At 63.3% G+C, this 18,514-nt stretch carries 18 protein-coding genes; all 18 read left to right on the forward strand.

The features are described from left to right. The first annotated feature begins 82 nt into the window (after positions 1 to 82). The 18 genes from ACEN98_RS09270 (at position 83) to ACEN98_RS09355 (ending at position 18,511) form a co-directional block, all read left to right on the forward strand. Positions 83 to 655 (forward strand): hypothetical protein, encoded by a 573-nt coding sequence (locus ACEN98_RS09270; RefSeq protein ID WP_413383691.1) that lies wholly within the window; start codon positions 83 to 85, stop codon positions 653 to 655. Continuing rightward, positions 656 to 2,641 carry a phage terminase large subunit family protein gene (locus ACEN98_RS09275; protein WP_413383693.1) on the forward strand — a complete coding sequence of 662 codons (1,986 nt, stop codon included), beginning with the start codon at positions 656 to 658 and terminating at the stop codon, positions 2,639 to 2,641. It begins immediately after the preceding gene. Between the two features lie 2 nt (positions 2,642 to 2,643). Then, positions 2,644 to 2,865, forward strand: a complete 222-nt coding sequence (locus ACEN98_RS09280; RefSeq protein WP_413383695.1) for a phage head-tail joining protein — start codon at positions 2,644 to 2,646, stop codon at positions 2,863 to 2,865. Between the two features lie 40 nt (positions 2,866 to 2,905). Continuing rightward, on the forward strand, positions 2,906 to 4,318 hold the full coding sequence (locus tag ACEN98_RS09285) for a phage portal protein (RefSeq protein ID WP_413383697.1): 1,413 nt from the start codon (positions 2,906 to 2,908) through the stop codon (positions 4,316 to 4,318). A gap of 69 nt (positions 4,319 to 4,387) precedes the next feature. After that, entirely contained in the window at positions 4,388 to 6,436 is a 2,049-nt protein-coding gene (locus ACEN98_RS09290) for a prohead protease/major capsid protein fusion protein (protein ID WP_413383699.1), read from the forward strand. 78 nt (positions 6,437 to 6,514) lie between these two features. After that, on the forward strand, positions 6,515 to 6,847 hold the full coding sequence (locus tag ACEN98_RS09295) for a DUF2190 family protein (protein ID WP_413383701.1): 333 nt from the start codon (positions 6,515 to 6,517) through the stop codon (positions 6,845 to 6,847). Positions 6,848 to 6,855: 8 nt separating this feature from the next. Next, entirely contained in the window at positions 6,856 to 7,158 is a 303-nt protein-coding gene (locus tag ACEN98_RS09300) for a hypothetical protein (RefSeq protein WP_413383703.1), read from the forward strand. A gap of 2 nt (positions 7,159 to 7,160) precedes the next feature. Continuing rightward, a complete protein-coding gene (locus tag ACEN98_RS09305; protein ID WP_413383705.1) occupies positions 7,161 to 7,577 on the forward strand; it encodes a hypothetical protein in 417 nt (138 codons plus the stop codon). A gap of 56 nt (positions 7,578 to 7,633) precedes the next feature. After that, on the forward strand, positions 7,634 to 8,266 hold the full coding sequence (locus ACEN98_RS09310) for a phage tail tube protein (RefSeq protein WP_413383707.1): 633 nt from the start codon (positions 7,634 to 7,636) through the stop codon (positions 8,264 to 8,266). A 2-nt stretch (positions 8,267 to 8,268) separates the two neighbouring features. Next, a complete protein-coding gene (locus ACEN98_RS09315; protein ID WP_413383709.1) occupies positions 8,269 to 8,667 on the forward strand; it encodes a hypothetical protein in 399 nt (132 codons plus the stop codon). An 8-nt stretch (positions 8,668 to 8,675) separates the two neighbouring features. Then, on the forward strand, positions 8,676 to 8,969 hold the full coding sequence (locus ACEN98_RS09320) for a DUF4035 domain-containing protein (protein ID WP_413383711.1): 294 nt from the start codon (positions 8,676 to 8,678) through the stop codon (positions 8,967 to 8,969). Between the two features lie 424 nt (positions 8,970 to 9,393). Continuing rightward, on the forward strand, positions 9,394 to 11,901 hold the full coding sequence (locus ACEN98_RS09325; protein ID WP_413383713.1) for a hypothetical protein: 2,508 nt from the start codon (positions 9,394 to 9,396) through the stop codon (positions 11,899 to 11,901). Then, complete coding sequence (locus ACEN98_RS09330; RefSeq protein ID WP_413383715.1) at positions 11,898 to 12,389, forward strand: hypothetical protein; 492 nt, start codon at positions 11,898 to 11,900, stop codon at positions 12,387 to 12,389. The genes ACEN98_RS09325 and ACEN98_RS09330 overlap by 4 nt, the downstream gene beginning before the upstream one ends. Then, positions 12,389 to 12,895: a hypothetical protein gene (locus ACEN98_RS09335; RefSeq protein ID WP_413383717.1), complete on the forward strand. Its 507-nt coding sequence runs from the start codon at positions 12,389 to 12,391 to the stop codon at positions 12,893 to 12,895. Before ACEN98_RS09330 ends, ACEN98_RS09335 begins: the two co-directional genes overlap by 1 nt. Further along, a complete protein-coding gene (locus ACEN98_RS09340) occupies positions 12,895 to 13,266 on the forward strand; it encodes a hypothetical protein (protein WP_413383719.1) in 372 nt (123 codons plus the stop codon). The genes ACEN98_RS09335 and ACEN98_RS09340 overlap by 1 nt, the downstream gene beginning before the upstream one ends. Beyond that, on the forward strand, positions 13,263 to 15,839 hold the full coding sequence (locus tag ACEN98_RS09345) for a host specificity factor TipJ family phage tail protein (RefSeq protein WP_413383721.1): 2,577 nt from the start codon (positions 13,263 to 13,265) through the stop codon (positions 15,837 to 15,839). The genes ACEN98_RS09340 and ACEN98_RS09345 overlap by 4 nt, the downstream gene beginning before the upstream one ends. A 100-nt stretch (positions 15,840 to 15,939) precedes the next feature. After that, positions 15,940 to 16,326: a hypothetical protein gene (locus ACEN98_RS09350; RefSeq protein ID WP_413383723.1), complete on the forward strand. Its 387-nt coding sequence runs from the start codon at positions 15,940 to 15,942 to the stop codon at positions 16,324 to 16,326. A gap of 67 nt (positions 16,327 to 16,393) precedes the next feature. Beyond that, positions 16,394 to 18,511: a tail fiber domain-containing protein gene (locus tag ACEN98_RS09355; protein WP_413383725.1), complete on the forward strand. Its 2,118-nt coding sequence runs from the start codon at positions 16,394 to 16,396 to the stop codon at positions 18,509 to 18,511. Positions 18,512 to 18,514: the final 3 nt, after the last annotated feature.

The following is an 18,514-nucleotide window of genomic DNA, read 5'->3' on the forward strand; positions in this document are numbered from 1 at the left end:
TTCGTGTCGTTACAAACTTTTAAAGGGGTAGTCACCCGGTAGTCAGTAGTCAGTAGTCAGTAGTCAGAACAAGGGTAGTCATATGGCTTTGATGGGTTATCGCGCGTACTCGCGCCACGCGGGCGTGACGCTGCGCGCAGTGCAAAAGGCGATCGAGGCGGGGCACATCAAGGTCACGGCGGAGAAGAAGATCGACTCCGACCAGGCCGACCGCGATTGGCGCAACAGCGACGATGTGCCGCGACCCATTGTCAGCATCGACCAGCCTGAAAAAAAATCGCTTTCTCCGGCTGCGCCCGGCAGCGTGGGACGGCGTGCCGCTCCCGATTCCGACGACGAGGCCGACGAAGGCGACGTCTCGACGAGCGAGTACCGGACGCACCGCGCGTCGCGTGAGAAGTTCAGCGCGCTGAAGCAGGAGCTTGAGTACCGGCAGCTGGCCGGCGAGCTGATTCCGGTCGAGGACGCAAAGCGTATCGCGTCGACGACGTTCCGCGGCATCCGCGACGGCGTCCTCAACGTGCCGGCGCGCCTGAAGGACCAGCTGGCCGCGCTGGACGATCCGCATGCGTGCGAGCGCCTGATGGAGTCGGCGCTCGCCGACGCGCTGGCGAGCATCGACATCGGCAGGCTTCTGCAGGAACAGGACGAGTAAATGGGAGCAGTCGACGAATTCATCCGGTCCATCACGGAGGCGATCCGGCCAGACAGCCGGATCCCGATCGCGGAGTGGGCGGAGACGTACCGCGTGCTGCCGCCGGACACGCCGGAGCCCGGACCGTGGCGCAACAGCCGCACGCCTTACCTCGTTGGCATCATGGACGCGCTGTCGCCGGACAGCCCGTACCGCGAGGTCTACCTCAAGAAGGGGCACCAGCTCGGCGGCTCTGCTCTGGGCGAAAACTTCATCGGCCACGCGATCACCTCGGCGGCCGGGAACATCCTGGCCGTGTTCGCGACCCTGGAGGACGCGGAGAAATGGGAGCTGTCCCGCTTCGAGCCCATGCGGCTCTCGACCGCGGAACTGAAGAAGCGGATCCGCGACGCGAACGTCAAGGGCTCCGACAACACGAAGCGCCGCAAGAAGTTCCCCGGCGGCTTCATGCAGCTGATCGGTGCAAACCGACCTGGTGGCCTGAAGTCCTCGACCATGCGCTACGTGCTGCTCGAGGAGATGGACGAGTATGCCGGAGACATCGGCAACCAGGGCAGCCCGGAGACGCTGGCCAAGAAGCGGACGAGTAACTTCGGCCGCAAGGCACGCATCTTCGGCAACAGCACGCCGACGATCGTCGGCAGCTCGCCGATCGACCGCAACTACCTGCGCGGCGACCAGCAGAAGTACATGGTCGCCTGCCCGTGCTGCGGCACGCGCCAGTTCTTCAAGTGGTCGCAGATGAAGTGGCCGGAGGGCGAGCCTGAGAAGGTCCGCTACCTCTGCAACGACTGCGGCGTGCTCAGCACCGAAGCCGAATGGAAGACGCGCGGTTACGAGGGCGCGTACTGGCAGCCGACCGCCAAGGGCGAGCCTGGCGTGGCCAGCTTCCACTTGCCGTCATTGTATGCGCCTCTCGGATGGCGCCCGTGGACAGAGCTGGCGGGCGACTGGATCGCTGCGCAGAAGGATCCTGTATTACTGAAGGCCTTCATTAACAACGAGCTGGCCGAGTGCTGGGAAGACCTGAGCGGCCAGGTGAAGGGCGCCGAGATCGCGAAACGCCGCGAGACCTTCCAGCTGCGCACGATTCCGAAGGGGTGTCTTGCCCTGGTCATGTCGGTCGACGTGCAGGGCAACCGCCTGGAGTACCAGATCCTGGGCTTCGGCCGCAACAAGAAACACTGGGTCATCGATTACGGCATCATCGACGGTGACCCGGCCAAGGACGACGTGTGGGCCCGTCTCACCACGCTGCGCGAGCGGCCGCTGGTGAACAGCTTCGGCGTCTCGATGCGTGTGCAGACGTGTGCAATCGACTCCGGCGGTCACCATACGCATGAGGTCTACCACTACGCCAGGCTGTACCGGCATGCCGGCGTCTTCGCCGTGAAAGGCGCATCGACCGCCGGCAAGCCGATCATCGGGCGCCCGGCCACGATGGACGTGAACCACCGAGGGCGGACGATCAAGGGTGGCGTGCAGCTCTGGCACGTCGGCACGGACACCGCGAAGTCGCTGCTGTTCAACTACATCGCCTCCGATGAGGAGGCGGTCCCGGAAGACCGGTTCATTCGCTTCCCCGCGGGCCTGGCGGACGAGTACTTCGAACAGCTGACAGCCGAGGTCTACGACGCCGGCAAGTCCCAGTGGCGCAAGCTGCCTGGCCGCCGCAACGAGGTGATCGACCTGTTCGTGTACGGCTTCGCTGCGGCGTATCACCCACTGCTGCGGCTCGACACGATGCGCGACGCCGACTGGGCCCAGCTGGAGAGCATGATCGAACCGGTCAACGGCGATCTGTTCACGGCCCCGCTGACCCTGACCGGAGATGAGGCGCCGGCGGAAGCCGATGCTGGCGACGCGCCGCCGGCGCCGACGCCGCAACCTGCGCCGGCTGCTGCGGCATCGCCTGCGCCGGCGGCGCAAGACGAACAACCACCCGAAAGCACATGGCTGTCGGGTACTGATAACTGGCTGGACTGAACATGGCATTCACACTCACTCAACTCAACGCACTCGAAGCAGCGCTGGCATCCGGACAAACCTCGGTCAGCTACGACGGCAAGCGTGTCGATTACCGCAGCGTGGGCGAACTGGTCCAGGCCAGGAACATCGTTCGCGCGGAGCTGATCGCTTCCGGCCAGCTCGGCGCGGCCCCGCTGTCCAACCGCGGTCCGGGCGCGCTGACCATTTTCAGCCGGGACTGATATGAACCTGATCGATCAACTTGTCGGGATGATCAACCCCATGGCTGGTTTGCGCCGGGCCCAGGCGCGCAGCGCGCTCGAGCTGATGCGCGGCTACGACGCCGCGAAGGTCGGCCGCCGGACCGATGGCTGGGTCGCGAATGGCGGCAGCGCGAACGTCGAGATCGCGCCGGCGCTGTCCCGCGTGCGCAATCGCTGCCGGGACGTGGTGCGCAACAACGAGTACGCCGCCAAGGCGATCGAGACGCTGTGCGTGAACACCGTCGGCGACGGCATCGTGGCCAAGGCGCCGGACCAGCAGCTGTGGGACGACTGGTGCGAGTACTGCGACGCCGACGGCCAGCTGGACTTCAACGGGCTGATCGACCTGGCGCACCGTACACGGCGCGAGTCCGGCGAGGTGATCATCCGCTTCCGATCGCGCTTGCCGGACGACGGCTACGAAGTCCCGCTGCAGCTGCAGGTGCTCGAGCCCGATCACATCGATACGACCAAGACGGGGCCGCTGCCCAACGGCAATTACGCGATCGCCGGCGTCGAGTTCAACCTGATCGGGCAGCGCGTCGCCTACTGGCTGTTCCCCGTGCACCCGGGCGAAATGGCGAGCTACCAGCTGGCCAGCCTCGAGAGCAAGCGGGTGCCGGCGTCCGAGGTGCTGCACTATTACCGCAAGCGCAGGCCCAGCCAGGTGCGCGGCATGCCCGAGCTCGCCGTCTCGCTGCTGCGCCTTCGCGACCTGGCTGATTACGAGCAGGCCGAGCTGGTGCGCAAGAAAATCGAGTCGTGCTTTGTCGCGTTCGTACGCACCGACGACACGTCGATGCGGATGGGGAGCGAGGTGAAACAAACCTCGCGTGCGGTGAACGAGAAGGTCGCGCCCGGAATGATCAAGTACGTCTCGAACTCGGAAGGTGTCGAATTCGGTAATCCGGCATCGGGCGGCGGTTATGGCGACTACACGGAGACGCAGCTGCACGCGATCGCGGCCGGCGCCCAGGTCATGTATTCGCAGATGACCGGCAACCTGTCGAACTTCAACTTCAGCAGTTACCGGGCCGGCCTGGTGGAGTTCCGCCAGATGATCAAGGCCGAACAGTGGCTGGCCTTGAAGCCGATGGTGTTGGCGCCGATCGGGCGGCGCTTCCAGGAAGTGGCGCGGCTGGCAGGTAAGACGCGCAAGCCGGTGACGGCGATGAAATGGACCATGCCGAAGCTGCAGTGGGTTGACCCGTTGAAGGATGTGATGGCGGCGAAAGAGGCTCACCGCGGCACGGTGAAGAGCATTTCGGAGACCATTCGCGAAATGGGCGAGGATCCCGACACGGTCTTCGCCGAGATCGCCGCCGAGCGCAAGAAGCTCAAGGACCTGGACATCCTGACCGACTCCGATGCGGCGGTCTCGCAGCGCCTGATCGACGCCGGAACCGCGGCGCAAATGATTGGCCAAGAGTAGAACCGTACCCCTTCCTGATACCCGCCCCGCCGGCACGCGCCGAGCGGGGCATTTTTTTTAAGGCGACACATGAATCCAAAAGACATCCCTGGCGAAGTCCTGCAGATGCCCATGCAGGCTCGCACGGCCCCGATCACGACGGTCAACGCCGATACGCGTACGGTCGACCTAGTGTGGACCACCGGCGCGGGCGTGCGGCGTTACGACTGGTACAACGATCGTTACTACGTCGAGGAGCTGAGCCTCGATCCCAAGCACGTCCGCATGGGACGCCTGCAGTCGGGCCAGGCCCCTTTGCTCAACACCCACTCGCGCTGGGATCTGAGCTCGGTGTTCGGCGTGGTCCGGTCCGCGTCGCTTGAGGCGGCGCAAGGCGTTGCCACTGTCGAGTTCTCGAAGCGCGAGGATGTCCAGCCCTACTACCAGGACGTGCTCGACAAGATCATCTGCAACGTCTCGGTCGGCTACACCGTTTTTGAGTACGACCGTATTCCGCCATCCGCCGATGGCCAGCCCTGGATCTACCGTGCCATCGACTGGGAGCCTAGCGAGATCTCGCTTTGCCCGATTGGCGCCGATGCGGACTGCGGCACCCGTAGCGACGATCCGAACCAGCCGAACACCAAACCGGGCCCGGACGTGCGCATGGCGCCCTGCAAGTTCAATACCCGTAGCACCCCAGCAGTTCAACCGCCGGCAGCCGCCGGTAACCAAACCAGAAAGGAACCCTCCATGGGTGTACAAGACACGACGGCGGCGCCGACCACGGCGCCAACCCAGGCTCAACTCGACGCGGCACGCGCCGAGGGCGCCACGCAGGAAGCGGAACGCCAGGCCGGCATTCGCGAGGCTGTCCGCCTCGGCGGCCTGGACGAGGCGTATGCCCAGCAGCTGATCGGCCAGCGTGACATGTCGGCAGCCGATGCCGGCATGGCGGTGCTGCGCGAGAAGGCGAAGCGCGACGCAGCTGCGCCGACCCGCAGCGGGGCCGATATCCGGACCATCAGCGACGAAACCGAAATGCGCCGCGCCGCGATCGGCGACGCCATCGTGCTGCGCGCGAACCCGAATGCCGCCTTCCGCAGCGACGCCAAGCGCATGGACGCCGCGCGCCAGTATCGCGGTATGACCCTGATGGACATGGCGCGCGAATCGATCGAAACGGCCGGCGGCAGCGCGCGCAGCCTGTCGCGCCGCGAGATCGCGGTGATGGCGCTGAACCTGGACCGCGACATGATGGGTCGCGCGGGCATGAGCTCCACCAGCGATTTCCCGCAAATCCTGGCCGGCACCGTGAACCGTACGCTGCGAGCCGCCTACGGCATCCAGCCGCGAACCTTCACCGGCTGGGCGCGCGAGTCCACCGCGCCGGACTTCCGCGAAGTGGCGCGCACCCAGCTGTCCGAATCGGCTGCGTTCAAGCAGATCAAGGAAGGCGGCGAATACAGGATGATCACCTTCGGCGACTCGGCAGAGAAGTACTCGCTGGGCAAGTGGGGCGGCATCGTGGCGCTGACCTGGGAAACGATCATCAACGACGACCTGGGCGCGTTCGACCGCATTCCCCTGGCGCTGGCGGCGGAAGCGGCGGCAATCGAAGGCGACATCGTCTACGGCATCCTGACGGGCGCCGCGGCCATGTCGGACGGCACGGCCCTGTTCCATGCCGACCACGGCAACTTGGCCGCTGTCGCCGGCGCCATCACCGACGTGACCCTCGGCGACGGCCGCGCCGCGATGCGTAAGCAGATCGGTCTCAAGGGCCGTGTGCTGAACCTGACGCCGTCGTTCCTGATCGTTGGTCCGGACAATGAGAGCGCGGCGAACAAGTACACGTCGGCGTCGTTCGTCGCAGCCAAGGCTGGCGACATCAATCCGAACTACAACACCAGCCTGGAGGTCGTGGTCGATCCGCGCATCCCGGGCAAGGAGTGGCACCTGTCGGCTACCCCGGCGCTGGTCGACACGATCGAGTACGCGTACCTGGAAGGAGAGCAGGGCCTGTTCACGGAGACCCGCCAGGGCTTCGAGGTCGACGGGCTGCTGATCAAGGCCCGTCACGTGTTCGGGGCCAAGGCAATCGACTGGCGCGGCATGTACAAGAACGCCGGCGCGTAAGCACGGTTCGTTCGCAAGGCTGGCCAGCTGGCGCTGGCCGTTTCGCTTTTCCGAAGTCTCCAATCTCATAGGAACCATATGCAAAACTTTATCCAGAAGGGCGGCACGCTGACGCTGTTGTTCGCTGCCGGCGCGGTGGCCGGCCAGGCGGTATTGGTCGGTAAAATCTTCGGCGTCGCAGTGGCGGATGTCGCTGCGGGCGACACGGGCGAGGCAGTGACCGAAGGCGTCTTCGAGCTGCCCGCACTCGGGACCGATGTCGCCGCCCAAGGCGCGATCCTGTACTGGGATGCCGCGAACAGCCGCCTGACCACGACGGCCGCCGGCAACACCCGCGTCGGCGTTGCGACCGTGGCCAAGGCCAACGGCGCGGCCACGGCGACGATCAAGATCGACGCGGTCATCGCCTAAGCCATCCCATGGTCTTCGATGCTTCCGTATTCTGGCCGGCCTTCAAGGATGCCGGCATGTTGGATGTGGCGGTCTACCAGCCGCTGAATGGCGTGGCGGTGTCGTTCGACGTCGGCTTCTCTCGGCCTGACCAGGTGGTGCTCGACGGGATGGTGCATACGACCGACTACAGCATCGAGTACCAGGCCGCCGACATCGAGCTGCAACGCGGCTACGTGCTGCGGATCGATGGCGTCGACTACAAGGTTCGCCAGACGCCCGCGGCGAAGGGCGACGGCACGTTCTATGTTGCTTCGCTCGAAGAGGTGTAGCGATGACGCTGCGCGAAAGCTACATCCAGGGGCTGATCGATCTTCTGGCGGCCATCCCGTCGTTCCCGGCCGGCGTGCACCGCTCCATGTCCGTGGCGTTCAGTCGTGAAGACAGCCCGGCGCTGATCGTCCACCGCGGCGCGGAGGACATCGAGAACAGCCTGGGTGACGATACCGAACGGCACTGCGAGATCCTGATCAGCGTCGTCTCGCGCGGCGACGCCCCCGACCAGGAGGCTGACGAGGTCATGGAGATCGCGCACCCCGCCATCATGCAGTTCAGCGCACCGGGGCTTTACCTGGTCGAGGAGGTGGGCACGAATGCACCAGTGTTCGCCGGCGCCGACGGTAACGCCTGCATGGTCACTACCCGCTACAAGGTCCACTACTGCACGTCCAGGCTCAGCCTCGGCGCCTGAGTCTCTGCGGCATCAACTTATACCGCACAAACGGTTTTAACTTTTGGAGGATTTACATGTCCGGAATTTCTGCACAAGGCAGTACCCTGCATATCGCGACCGGCGATGGCGCCGCGAAGAACATCACGGACATTTCCGTGGGCTTCCCCGCGATCGTCGAAAGTGTGGGCCACGGCTTCACCAACGGGACTGTGGTCGCCCTCGCTGATATCGGCGGCACAATGGCGGCCCTGAACGGCAAATCGCACGTCGTCGCGAATGCGACGGCTGACACCTTCGCACTCCTCGACGTCAACACGACCGGCCTGGTGTACGCGGCTGGCGGTACCGCCACGCCGTCGCAGTACACCAAGATCAACGGCCTGCTGTCGTTCGATGGCTTCGATGGTGCCGCGTCCGACATCGACTCGACGGACCTGGACAGCCAGGCGATGGAATACATCAGCGGCCTGCGCGACGAAGGCAAGTTTGGCTTCGAGATCAAGGTGCTGGCGGCCGACAACGGCCAGATCGCCCTACGCGCCGCGCGCACCAGCGGCGTCGTGGTCGGCATGAAGCTGACGTTGCCGGATGGCAGCGTGGCGACTTTCAGCACGCTCGTCAAGTCGATCCCCAGCTCGGGCGCCGTGAATGCGCTGCTCAAGGGTAAGGTCGACACCAAGATCAGCGGCCCGGTCGTGTGGAGCTGACCATGACCCTGTTATCGAAATCGGCAATCCTCGGCGCCCAGGATCTGAAACACGAGGATGTCCCCGTGCCGCAATGGGGCGGCACCGTGCGCGTGCGCGTCATGACCGGTGTCGAGCGTGACGAGTTCCGCGCGGCGATCGCATCCGACAGCGGCAGCATTCCGGTCGGCCAGTTCTCGGCGGCTCTGCTCGCGGCCACCTGCATCGACGAGAGCGGCGCACGGCTGTTCACGATGGACGACATCAAGGCGCTGCAGGCCAAGAGCGCCGCATCCCTGGATGCGCCGGCGGCCGTCGCCATGCGCCTGAACGGCCTCGGAGATACTGCGGTCGAGGACGCCGCAAAAAACTCCGCGAGCGGCCAGAGCGGAGATTCTGGTTCCGACTCGCCAAAGAGCTAGGCAAGAGCGTGCGCCAGGCGCAGCTGGAGATCAGCTCGGCCGAATTCACCGAGTGGATGGCGTTCTACGAGCTCGAGCCGTTCGGGGACATGATTGCGGACCTCCGGCATGGGACTGCGGCGGCGCTCCTGGCGAACATCAACCGGGACAGCAAGTCCCGGCCAGAGCCGTACTTAGCCGAGGACTTTATCTCGTGGCGTCGTGAGGATCAGCCGGCGGAAGAGGATCCGGTACTGCTCGAGGACCCAGTTGCGCAGTCGAACCTGCTGAGGGCCGCGCTGTTCGGGCTCCCTCCAAAGTAATTGTGGCATTATTGCTCCATAGACATACTTAGGGGGAAATGGTGAGCGAAGTAATCTGCAGGGATTGTGGCACGGCCGGGAAGCCGGCTCGGATTACCAAGGGATCAACGATGATTGAGCTGATCCTTTGGATCTGTTTTATCGTGCCTGGCCTGATTTATTCATTCTGGCGACTGTCATCGCGGTATGACGCCTGTGCTTGCTGCGGCTCGACTGCGCTCGTGCCGGTGGATTCACCAGTCGGGCGTACGTTGGCGCATCAGCATCAGTCTGCTGTGTCATCAGACCCGGTTCGGACGTCGAATGCACACGCCACAGGCGCTGCGCTGGGCCGAACCTTCAGAAAGCTTGTTCTGCGCAAGTAGCTGTACACCTGTAATGCACAAAGCTCGCTTCGGCGAGCTTTTTTTTATTGGACAAACATATGGCAAATCTCGGCTCGCTCGTCGTCACCCTCGAGGCCAACATCGCGAAGTACCTCAGCGACATGAAGAAATCGGGCAAGGAAACTGAAGACGCCATGAAGCGTGTCGAGGGCGCGATAGAGATTGGGAAAAAAGCCCTCGAGGTCTTGGGCGTTGGGGTGACGGTCGGCGCATTTGCGGAGTTGATCAAGGGATCGATCGACGCGGCAGATGAGCTGCGCGATATGTCCCAGAAAACGGGCGTAGCTGTTCAAACGCTGAATGGCCTCGGCTTTGCGGCTGGCCAAGCCGGCGGTAACCTGGAAAGCGTGTCGGCAGCTGCAGGCAAGGTCAACAAGTCCGTCGCCGAGGCCGCTGGCGGCAACAAGGACATGATCGAGGCGTACTCCAAGTTGGGAATCTCGGTGCGCGATGCACAAGGCAATCTGAAGACGGCCGACGTCGTCATTGCCGAGGTTGCGGACAAGTTCAAGGATTACGCAGACGGCCCGGAAAAGACGGCGATCGCGCTTCGCGTCTTCGGTAAGGCCGGCGCCGATATGATCCCGCTCCTGAATGACGGCGGCGATGCGCTGCGCGAGAACATCGCCTATGCCAAGCAGTACAGCGGCGTAACGGACGAGCTGGCCAGCGCGTCGGACAACTTCAACGATACGATGGGAAAGCTGACGGTCCAGCAGAAGGGATTCGCCAACTCGATCGCATCTGCCGTGCTACCGCTCCTGCAGACCGTAGCCGACGAAATGCTCGGCGCCGCTGAAAGTTCGAACAAGTTCTCCCTGGCCGGCGCCGTAGTCCGCACGGTCCTCGAAACGTTTGTCGTCGTCGGATCGGAAGTTGCCTTCACCTTCAAGGCTGTCGGCACGGAGATCGGTGGCATCGCGGCCCAGCTCGCTGCGCTGGCACATGGTGACATCAAGGGCTTCAACTTTATCGGCGACGCCATGAAGGCCGATGCCGCGAAGGCGGCGAAGGAGCACCAGGAGTTCATCGACAAGGTCCTCGACCGCACGCCGCAGCCTGCGGTAGCCCCGGCCCCGGCTGTGGCCGACGATGCCAACAAGCCCAAGCCCCGTGCGCCGACGTTGCGCGCAAAGGGCGACGACCCGACCAGGGCGTTGCTGGAGGGACAGATCAAGGCGATTGAGGCCGCCTATGCCCAGGAGCGCGATACAGCCGCCTTCCAGGACCAGTTCATGCAGGAGCTGCGTGCCCAGGACATCGTGGATGTGCAGACGTATGCACAGTACAAGATTGCCGCGATCGAGCAGGCCCGAGACGCTTCGGTCCGTGCATACGACGCGGAGATCTCGGCGCTGCAGAAAGCCCAGGCGGTGGCCGGCAAGGATGCCGACAAGGCTGCGATTGCGAACAAGATCGCCGAGAAGGTCGCGCTGCGAGACAAGGCCCGCCTGGACGCGACCCGTGCGTTGGAGATGCAGACCTTGAGCATGTCGGCCGCCCAGTCTGGCCTGAACAAGTCGATGGAGGATTGGAATCGTGAGCAGGATCAGGCGGAAAGTCAACTCAGGTTCAACAATGACCTATACGGCAAGTCTGCGCTCGAAGTAGCCAAGTTGACCGACGCGCGCCGACTTGAGCTCGATATCGAGGAGAAGATCCGGCAGGCAAAGGAAAAGGGGACGATCACCGAGGCATCGATTGCACAGTACCGGAAGGACGCGGCCGACCACGCAGCCAAGATCAACAGTGCCACGACACAGAGCATCGGCCGCCAGACCATAGATTCGCTGAAAACGCCGCAGGAACAAGAGAATGCGCAGTATGCGAACCATCTCAAGGATCTGCAGTCGTATCGCGACAAGGAGCTCGCAAATACCATTGAGGCTGACCAGGCTATCGAAAGGGAAAAGCAACGTCATGCGGCCGCGATCGCGGAGATGGAGGCGGCGAACTACCAGCAGTCGCTCTCGATGGCTGGTGGTGCGGCCGATCAACTCTACGGCCTGCTCCAGCAATCGGGGAGGGAGCAGTCGGCACTTGCGAAGGCTGCATTTCTCGCGAGCAAGGCGATAGCTGTTGCTGAAATCATTTTGAATACCGAGGTGGCAGCAGCGAAAGCAGGCGCACAGTTGGGCGTCTTCGGCCTTCCGATGGCAACGGTGATCCGGGTGTCCGGTTATGCAAGTGCAGGGATGGTGGCCGGGATGGCGATCGCCGGCGCCCGCGAGAAGGGTGGACCGGTATGGGATGGCGGGGCCTTCCTGGTCGGCGAGAAGGGTCCGGAGATCTTCCGGCCGCCGACCCACGGCACGATCATCCCGAACGACAAGATCGGCGGCGGTGGCGGCGACATGAAGCTGACCATCGTGAATAACACCAGGGCGCCGATCGGCAACGTCACCGAGCACCGGATCTCGGCCACGGAGCGTGCGCTCATCATCGAGGAGGCCGTGAGCGCTACTGCATCTTCGCTGGCCGACCCAAACAGCCGCACGTCGCGCGCAATGAACCGTAACTACTCCGTGCCGAGGTCCCGCTCATGACGAATCCAGTAATGCCGAACGGCTTCACGCCGACCGTGTCCTCATATTCGCTGGATGATCCGGGCGGCGTGCTGCGCACCGAGGTCGCCGGCGGCGCCGCGCGCTTCGGCCTGGACTGGGACCGCGGGCCGCAGCGTTATCAGGTGACGCTGATCCTGGATGCGCTCAAGTTCTCGGTGTGGACGGCCTTTTACCACCACATCATCAAGAAGGGTGCGATCACCTTCGACATGCGGCTCGACTCCGGCTTCGGCCCCGAGCTGCACGCCGTGAACATCATGCCCGGTTCGTACTCGGCCGCGCGCACGGGCGGCACCGCCATCGTGGTGTCCTTCGTCGTCGAGGCCGAGAACAAGGTCTACGAAATGACAGCTGCCGATGCCGCCGGGATGCTCGACGTGTACAACACCTACGGTGCGGGCTCCAACGCGCTGCTGCAGCGCCTGGCGACCTTCGCCCTGGTCGACACTAACGTACTGGACTTCTGATGAGCCTCGACCTTGAAACGCGCCTGCGCCGCTTCCTCGCGTCGGCGCCGCAGACGATCTGGACGATCGCGACGCTGCAGATCAGCCACTCGGCCATGAGCAAGACCTACCACCTGTGGCGCGAACCCTACGCCGGCCAGACGGTCGTCGATGGCGTGCTGGTCGATATGGATCCCTGCAACATCGAGATCAAATTGGCCGGCAATGAAGGGCATCTCGACCAGAAGTTCGATATCCAGATCGGCCTGGTCGACATCGAGGACGAGTTCCGCGAGCAGCTGGACCGGATCCCGGTCGACACGACGGAGAAGATCAGGATCGTGTATCGCGAATACTTGAGCGACGACTTGACGATGGCGCAAGCGACGGCGGTGCTGCAGGCCGAGAGCATTTCGTATGCCCTCGGCGCGGCCAGCATCAGCGCCGTGTCGCCGCGCCTGAACATGAGCCGCACCGGCGAACTCTACGCACCGAAAGACATCCCGATGTTGAGAGGATTCCTGTAATGAATATCAACGATTACTTGGCCAGGCAGTACGACACGCCGCCTTGCTGGCAGCTGGTTGCAGACGTCTACACTTCCGAGCTGGCCTTGCCGGTCACGGACTACAAGACCGTCAACACGTCGATCCGCGCGATCGCCAGCGCCTTCCGCATCGCCCTGCACAAGTCACCCGAAGGCTTTGCCCAGATCGCGGAGCCGGCCGATTACTGCGTCGTCCTGATGGGCAAGACGGCCGCGATGGGCCTGCATCACTGCGGCGTGTTCTACCAGGGGAAGGTGCTGCACGCGCTCGATGCCGGCAACCGCTATGAGGAGATGTCGGTAATCCGCGACGCCTACGGCGTGATTGAATTCTGGGCGCGCGCAGCATGATCCGCATCCGCTTATACGATTCCCCGTTCGCACCAGCGGCGCCCCGGGTGTTCGAAGTCCCGAGCCTGGCGGAATGGCTGCTGGACCACTACGGACCGGCGCCGGACGTTACGGTCCAGATATTCCGGGGCGAACCCTGCGCCGAGACCGAGATCAGCCGCGATGTCCGGGCCATCCTTGCCGGCGACTGCGCCGAGTATGTGGTGCTGCAAAGCCCCGGTGCGCAGTACTACGCGGTGATCGCCATCGTCTCGGCGATCATCGCCGTGGCGGCGATCGTGCTGATGCCAAAGCCGGTCATGCCCAGCAACGTGAACCGGACCCAGCAGAGCCCGAATAACGCGCTCGGCAACCGCGAGAACAAGGTGAGGCTGCTCGAGCGTGTTGAGGACATCTATGGCACGGTCAAGTCGATCCCGTCGCTGATGATGCCGACCTATAACAAGTACATCCAGCATTCGAAGTTCGAATATGGCTACTACTGCGTCGGCCGCGGCTACTACGACATCGACGAGGTGCGCGACGGCGACACGCTGATCGCCGACATCGATGGCGCCAGCGCGGCCTTCTACGCCCCGTTCACGTCGCCGAACAGTGGCACCCCGATGCTGCAGATCGGCGCGCCGATTGGCGACGGTGTCGTGACCGCGAAGCGGGCCATCGAGGTCGACGGGATCACGCTCAAGGCGGTCAACCAGGTGCAACTGCCGGCCAGTGCGAAGTACCGATACACTCCGGCGGCCGGAGGCGACACGATCACGCAGATCGACAAGAAGCCGAACTTCAATTCGGTGATCGACGTCGGGGATCAGATCACGGTCGTGATGGCAGGCTTTAACAAAACCACGTACGCCGGCCTCGATTACGACGGGTCGAAGGTCGACGAAACTGTCGTCGCGGGCCCGTATAACTATTCGGGCACGTACACGGTCGCTGCGGTCGACGATGGCGTGATCACGCTGACCACGGCCAGCTGGCCAGCCGAGAAAGAGGTCGACAGCGCGATCACCATTGTGGGCGCCACGTACGTCACGGACTGGGTAACGCTGCCGGAGGCGGACCGCACCGAAGTGTGGTGCAACGTGGTTGCCCAGAACGGCATGTTCAAAGACGACAACGGAAAGCTGATCACGGCCGTCGGCTTCACCATCGAAATCGAGCGTCTGGCTGCGGACCTGACGCCGACCGGCGCCGTTGAGACCATTACCGCCTCGTTGTCGGGAGCGGTGCAGGACGAGCGGGCCGAAACAGTCGAACATGTGACCGGCTGGACCGGGCCGGCGCGCGTGCGGATGTACCGCACCACGCCGTTCGACTTCGACTTCAAGGGGACGGTGGTCGACGAGATCAAATGGACTGATCTCTATAGCGTATCGCCGGTATCGAAAGCGGAGTTCGGGAACAAGACCACCGTGCACACGGTGACGCAGGCAACGGCGCGCGCCACGGCTGTGAAGACCCGTCAGCTGAACTGCCTGGCGTCGCGCAAGCTCCCGATCTATAACGGCGTATCGTTTTCCGGCGTGCTCGGCGACGATGGCCGTCTCGTGTCGGGAACTATCGCGGCCACATCGAGGCTGGTTGACATCATTGCCGCAGTGTCGATCGACCCCAAGATCGGGCGGCGCGATCTGGCGTCCGAGGTCGACATGAAGCAGATCTGGGACGTGCAGCAGGCGCTCGATGCGTGGAATCCCGAGTGTGGGCAGTTCAACTACACCTTCGACACGGACAACACCAGCTTCGAGGAAGCCGTGGTCATGATCGCCAACGCCGGCTTCTGCATCGCGTACCGGCAGAACGGCAAGATCCGGCTGGCCTTCGACCAAGCTCAGGCGAACAGCACCGCGCTGTTTACGCATCGGAACAAGAAGCCGAAGGCGGAGACGATCACGCGCACGTTCGCATCGGACTCGGACTATGACGGCGTGGAGTTCGTGTACGCCGATCCAGACACCGGCCAGTCGGAGACGATCACGCTGCCGCTCGACGGCTCGCATACGAAGGCGAAGAAATTCGAGATCGCCGGCATTCGCTCGTTCGCCCAGGCTTGGCTGCGGGCGAACCGGGAGTATCGCAAGCTGCTCGGTCAGCGCATCACCATCGAGACCACGACGACGACAGATGCACGCTCGTTGCTGCCGAACGCACGGATCGACATCGTCGACAACACGCGCTTCAAGTCGTACGACGGTGAAGTGGTGGGACAGGATGGGCTCACGCTGACGCTAAGCGGTGACGTGGCCTTCGTGCCGGGCCAGCCGCACAGCATCGTCCTGATGCGCCGGGATGGCTCGTTGCAGAGCATCGCCTGCAGGGCTAGTGCGGAGCCGAACCAGGTCATCCTGCAGGCGTTGCCCAGCGAGGAGATCGTGACGAGCTATGGGTCGGATGGTATTCGGACGATCTATAGCTTCGCGGCCGATAGTGCACGCGGTGCGCAGGCTTACCTGGTGCAGGAGATGGATCTCTCCGACCCGCAGTACGTCACGATCAGGGCCATCAACTATTCGGCCGACTATTACGCTGCGGATCATGCAGCGATGCCCGATAAATCCGAGATCATTAATTGAGGGATGGGATATGGTTGTACAGGTACAAGTTCCTCACAGCGTAATCGCGGGGAAGGAGCCGCTACCTACAGAGGTGATCGTGGGTGGCCTGGCGCTCAACTTGACGGATTACACGCTGTACAGCAAGGGATACGACGACGTCATCGTCAGGCTTACCGGAGTGGTCGCGATTGAGAACGATGAGGACACGGATGCGACCGTTTACCTGCCTTGGGTCAAAACTGTTGGTGCCGCGGTGCGTCAGTACACGTCGACTTCGAAACTTTCGTTTAACCCGGCAACCGGCCGACTGCATGCAACGTCGTTTTCCGGGGATGGCGCAGGCCTGACGGGCTTTACCGCTGAGCAGATCGAAGCTGCGCTGGGGTTCGTTCCCGTCGAGCCAGCAGGTGTGCCGCTGCCGCCGGAAGCGACTGATCTGCCGACGGCGCTCGACCTGCTCAATAGCATCCGCAGTTTGTTGGTCGGTAGCGAAATGGGGTCGTAAAAATGACAATTGCAGTTTCAGCAAAGCGCCAGTGGCGCTTTTTTTTCGTCCAAAGAAAAGGATTTACATGCCGGCGCTGAATATCAACGACCTGAATAACGGCAAAAAGGATCTCGACCATATTGGTGAGGTCGCGACATCCGAAGCAGAGACCGCGACGGACCGTCTCGGCAGGATTAAGTTGACAGTCCGTGGGGCGATCAATTCGCTAAAGGCTTTCAATGTACGCGGAGCTTTCGTCGGGGGAACGCCGTACGCAACGAAAGATGTCTATGTTTCCGACGGTGTTGCCTATGTCGCGCTGATTGACCATGTTGCGACGACGGTCGATGCAGACCTTGCGGCAGGTAAGGTCACGGTCCATCAAGGGGCAACGCGCGAGGATTTGATTGCCTCTTTGGGCTCATCCCTGATCGGCTTCATCCAGGATGCGATCGGCGCGGTCAAGCGTACCGTGTTGGAAAAGCTCCGCGAGCGCGTGAGCATTACCGACTTCATGACCGACGCCCAGCGCGCAGACGCGAAGGCCTACACTTACACGCTGGATATGACCGACGCATTCTCGGCTGGCATGTCCTATCTCGTCTCGCGCGGCGGCGGCCGGCTGTTCGTCCCATCGGGCGGCTACCGCCTTGATGGCAAAGCCGGTGCCGATGCCTACAAAGACGGCATCCTGATCCCGAGCACTGGCGGCGTGACGACGACCGCTAACGGCATCATCATCGAGGGGGAAGGCGCGGGCACCATCCTGCGCGCCAATTCTGCCACGATGATGGCCGTGCGGAACGCGCGCCTGTTCTCGGGCGTGCGCGACCTACAGATCGACGGCAATGGCCTTGCTTCGGTAATCGGTTACGGCGGCGCCCCCGAGAGCATCACGCAGACCACGACGTTCACCAGCCAGTCATACCAAACCGTGCGCGACGCATTCATCTCGAACTGCACGCACCAGATCATGCTGCAGCCCGGGCCGACCGTTGGCGGATCGGATTCCGGCGGCTTTTACCACTACTTCGAAAACGTCACGACGAACATCAGCGGAACGTATGACGTGTGGTTCCGCCCCGACCCGACTGGCGCAGGGAATCGCACTACACGCACGACGTTCAAGAACTGCCGATTCCTGCGGGCAGTCGACTCGATCTACATCCAGGCTGGTACCGAAATCGACTTCATCAGCTGCTGGTGGGAGCTGTGGACGGGGAAGCTGCTGAACTACGTCCCGGCAAGCGCGGCCGCGGCGAACATCCGCCTGATCGGTGGCTATGGTGAAAGCTCGGGCGCCGCGGTCGGCCCGGTGGCGACGGCGCCGGAGGCGGTATCGCTGATCGGGTTCTCCCACAACCGACCGCCCGATGCCTCGGAATACAAGATGCATCGCAGCCTCCCGGGCGCGATCAACGTCGCGAAGCTGCCCAATCTCGCCGCCCGCCTGACGTTCGGCTATCCCGGCTTCGTCGACTTGGTTGCGGACCCGGACAATGCCGGCGCCAAAGCGCTGGAACTGCAGATGAATGGCGCGGCGAAGAAGCGTTTCAGCTCGACCGGCATCGAGACGTTCTACGGCACGGTTGGCAATATCCAGTTCGAGGCCTCCGGCGCAACGCTGACTTTCACCCGGGCGGGATCCAACGTGATTTCGGCCACCGGTGCGGGGGCAACGCTGTCATACCAGTCGGACTCTCATTTCTGGAAAACGGCGGCCGGCACGGACATCCTGTCGCTGTCCGCCTCGGGGCTGCTGGCGCGCCAGGACAACGCGACCGACCTTGGTGGGGCGACCTTCCGCTTCAAGACTGTGTACGCCGGCACCGGCGCCATCAATACGTCCGATGGACGCGAAAAGCAGCAGGTGCAGGACATCGACCAGGCCGCCATACGGGCGGTAAGGCGGGTCAAGTTCGTCCAGTTCAAGTTCATCGACGCCGTGGCCACCAAGGGCGACGGCGCGCGCTTGCATTTTGGCGTGATCGCCCAGCAGGTCAAGGACGCGTTTGAAGCCGAAGGCCTCGATGCGTTCGCGTACGGGCTGCTCTGCTACGACGAGTGGGAAGAAACACCGGAAATCGTGGACGAGGAAGGCGTGATCGTCCAGGTGGCGCGCCCGGCGGGCAACCGGTACGGCGTCCGCTACGACGAACTCTTTTCCCTGAAGCTGGCCGCTCTTGAGGCGGGCACGAATTGATCC

This window comes from Massilia sp. CT11-137, assembly GCF_047302885.1.
Classification (GTDB): Bacteria; Pseudomonadota; Gammaproteobacteria; order Burkholderiales; family Burkholderiaceae_D; genus Telluria; species Telluria orientalis.

What these genes read in the sequence shown, in the direction of transcription:
- ACEN98_RS09270 (WP_413383691.1), top strand. Translation starts at nt 83, where the DNA reads ATGGCTTTGATGGGTTATCGCGCGTACTCGCGCCACGCGGGCGTGACG.
- ACEN98_RS09275 (WP_413383693.1), top strand. Translation starts at nt 656, where the DNA reads ATGGGAGCAGTCGACGAATTCATCCGGTCCATCACGGAGGCGATCCGG.
- ACEN98_RS09280 (WP_413383695.1), top strand. Translation starts at nt 2,644, where the DNA reads ATGGCATTCACACTCACTCAACTCAACGCACTCGAAGCAGCGCTGGCA.
- ACEN98_RS09285 (WP_413383697.1), top strand. Translation starts at nt 2,906, where the DNA reads ATGGCTGGTTTGCGCCGGGCCCAGGCGCGCAGCGCGCTCGAGCTGATG.
- ACEN98_RS09290 (WP_413383699.1), top strand. Translation starts at nt 4,388, where the DNA reads ATGAATCCAAAAGACATCCCTGGCGAAGTCCTGCAGATGCCCATGCAG.
- ACEN98_RS09295 (WP_413383701.1), top strand. Translation starts at nt 6,515, where the DNA reads ATGCAAAACTTTATCCAGAAGGGCGGCACGCTGACGCTGTTGTTCGCT.
- ACEN98_RS09300 (WP_413383703.1), top strand. Translation starts at nt 6,856, where the DNA reads ATGGTCTTCGATGCTTCCGTATTCTGGCCGGCCTTCAAGGATGCCGGC.
- ACEN98_RS09305 (WP_413383705.1), top strand. Translation starts at nt 7,161, where the DNA reads ATGACGCTGCGCGAAAGCTACATCCAGGGGCTGATCGATCTTCTGGCG.
- ACEN98_RS09310 (WP_413383707.1), top strand. Translation starts at nt 7,634, where the DNA reads ATGTCCGGAATTTCTGCACAAGGCAGTACCCTGCATATCGCGACCGGC.
- ACEN98_RS09315 (WP_413383709.1), top strand. Translation starts at nt 8,269, where the DNA reads ATGACCCTGTTATCGAAATCGGCAATCCTCGGCGCCCAGGATCTGAAA.
- ACEN98_RS09325 (WP_413383713.1), top strand. Translation starts at nt 9,394, where the DNA reads ATGGCAAATCTCGGCTCGCTCGTCGTCACCCTCGAGGCCAACATCGCG.
- ACEN98_RS09330 (WP_413383715.1), top strand. Translation starts at nt 11,898, where the DNA reads ATGACGAATCCAGTAATGCCGAACGGCTTCACGCCGACCGTGTCCTCA.
- ACEN98_RS09335 (WP_413383717.1), top strand. Translation starts at nt 12,389, where the DNA reads ATGAGCCTCGACCTTGAAACGCGCCTGCGCCGCTTCCTCGCGTCGGCG.
- ACEN98_RS09340 (WP_413383719.1), top strand. Translation starts at nt 12,895, where the DNA reads ATGAATATCAACGATTACTTGGCCAGGCAGTACGACACGCCGCCTTGC.
- ACEN98_RS09345 (WP_413383721.1), top strand. Translation starts at nt 13,263, where the DNA reads ATGATCCGCATCCGCTTATACGATTCCCCGTTCGCACCAGCGGCGCCC.
- ACEN98_RS09355 (WP_413383725.1), top strand. Translation starts at nt 16,394, where the DNA reads ATGCCGGCGCTGAATATCAACGACCTGAATAACGGCAAAAAGGATCTC.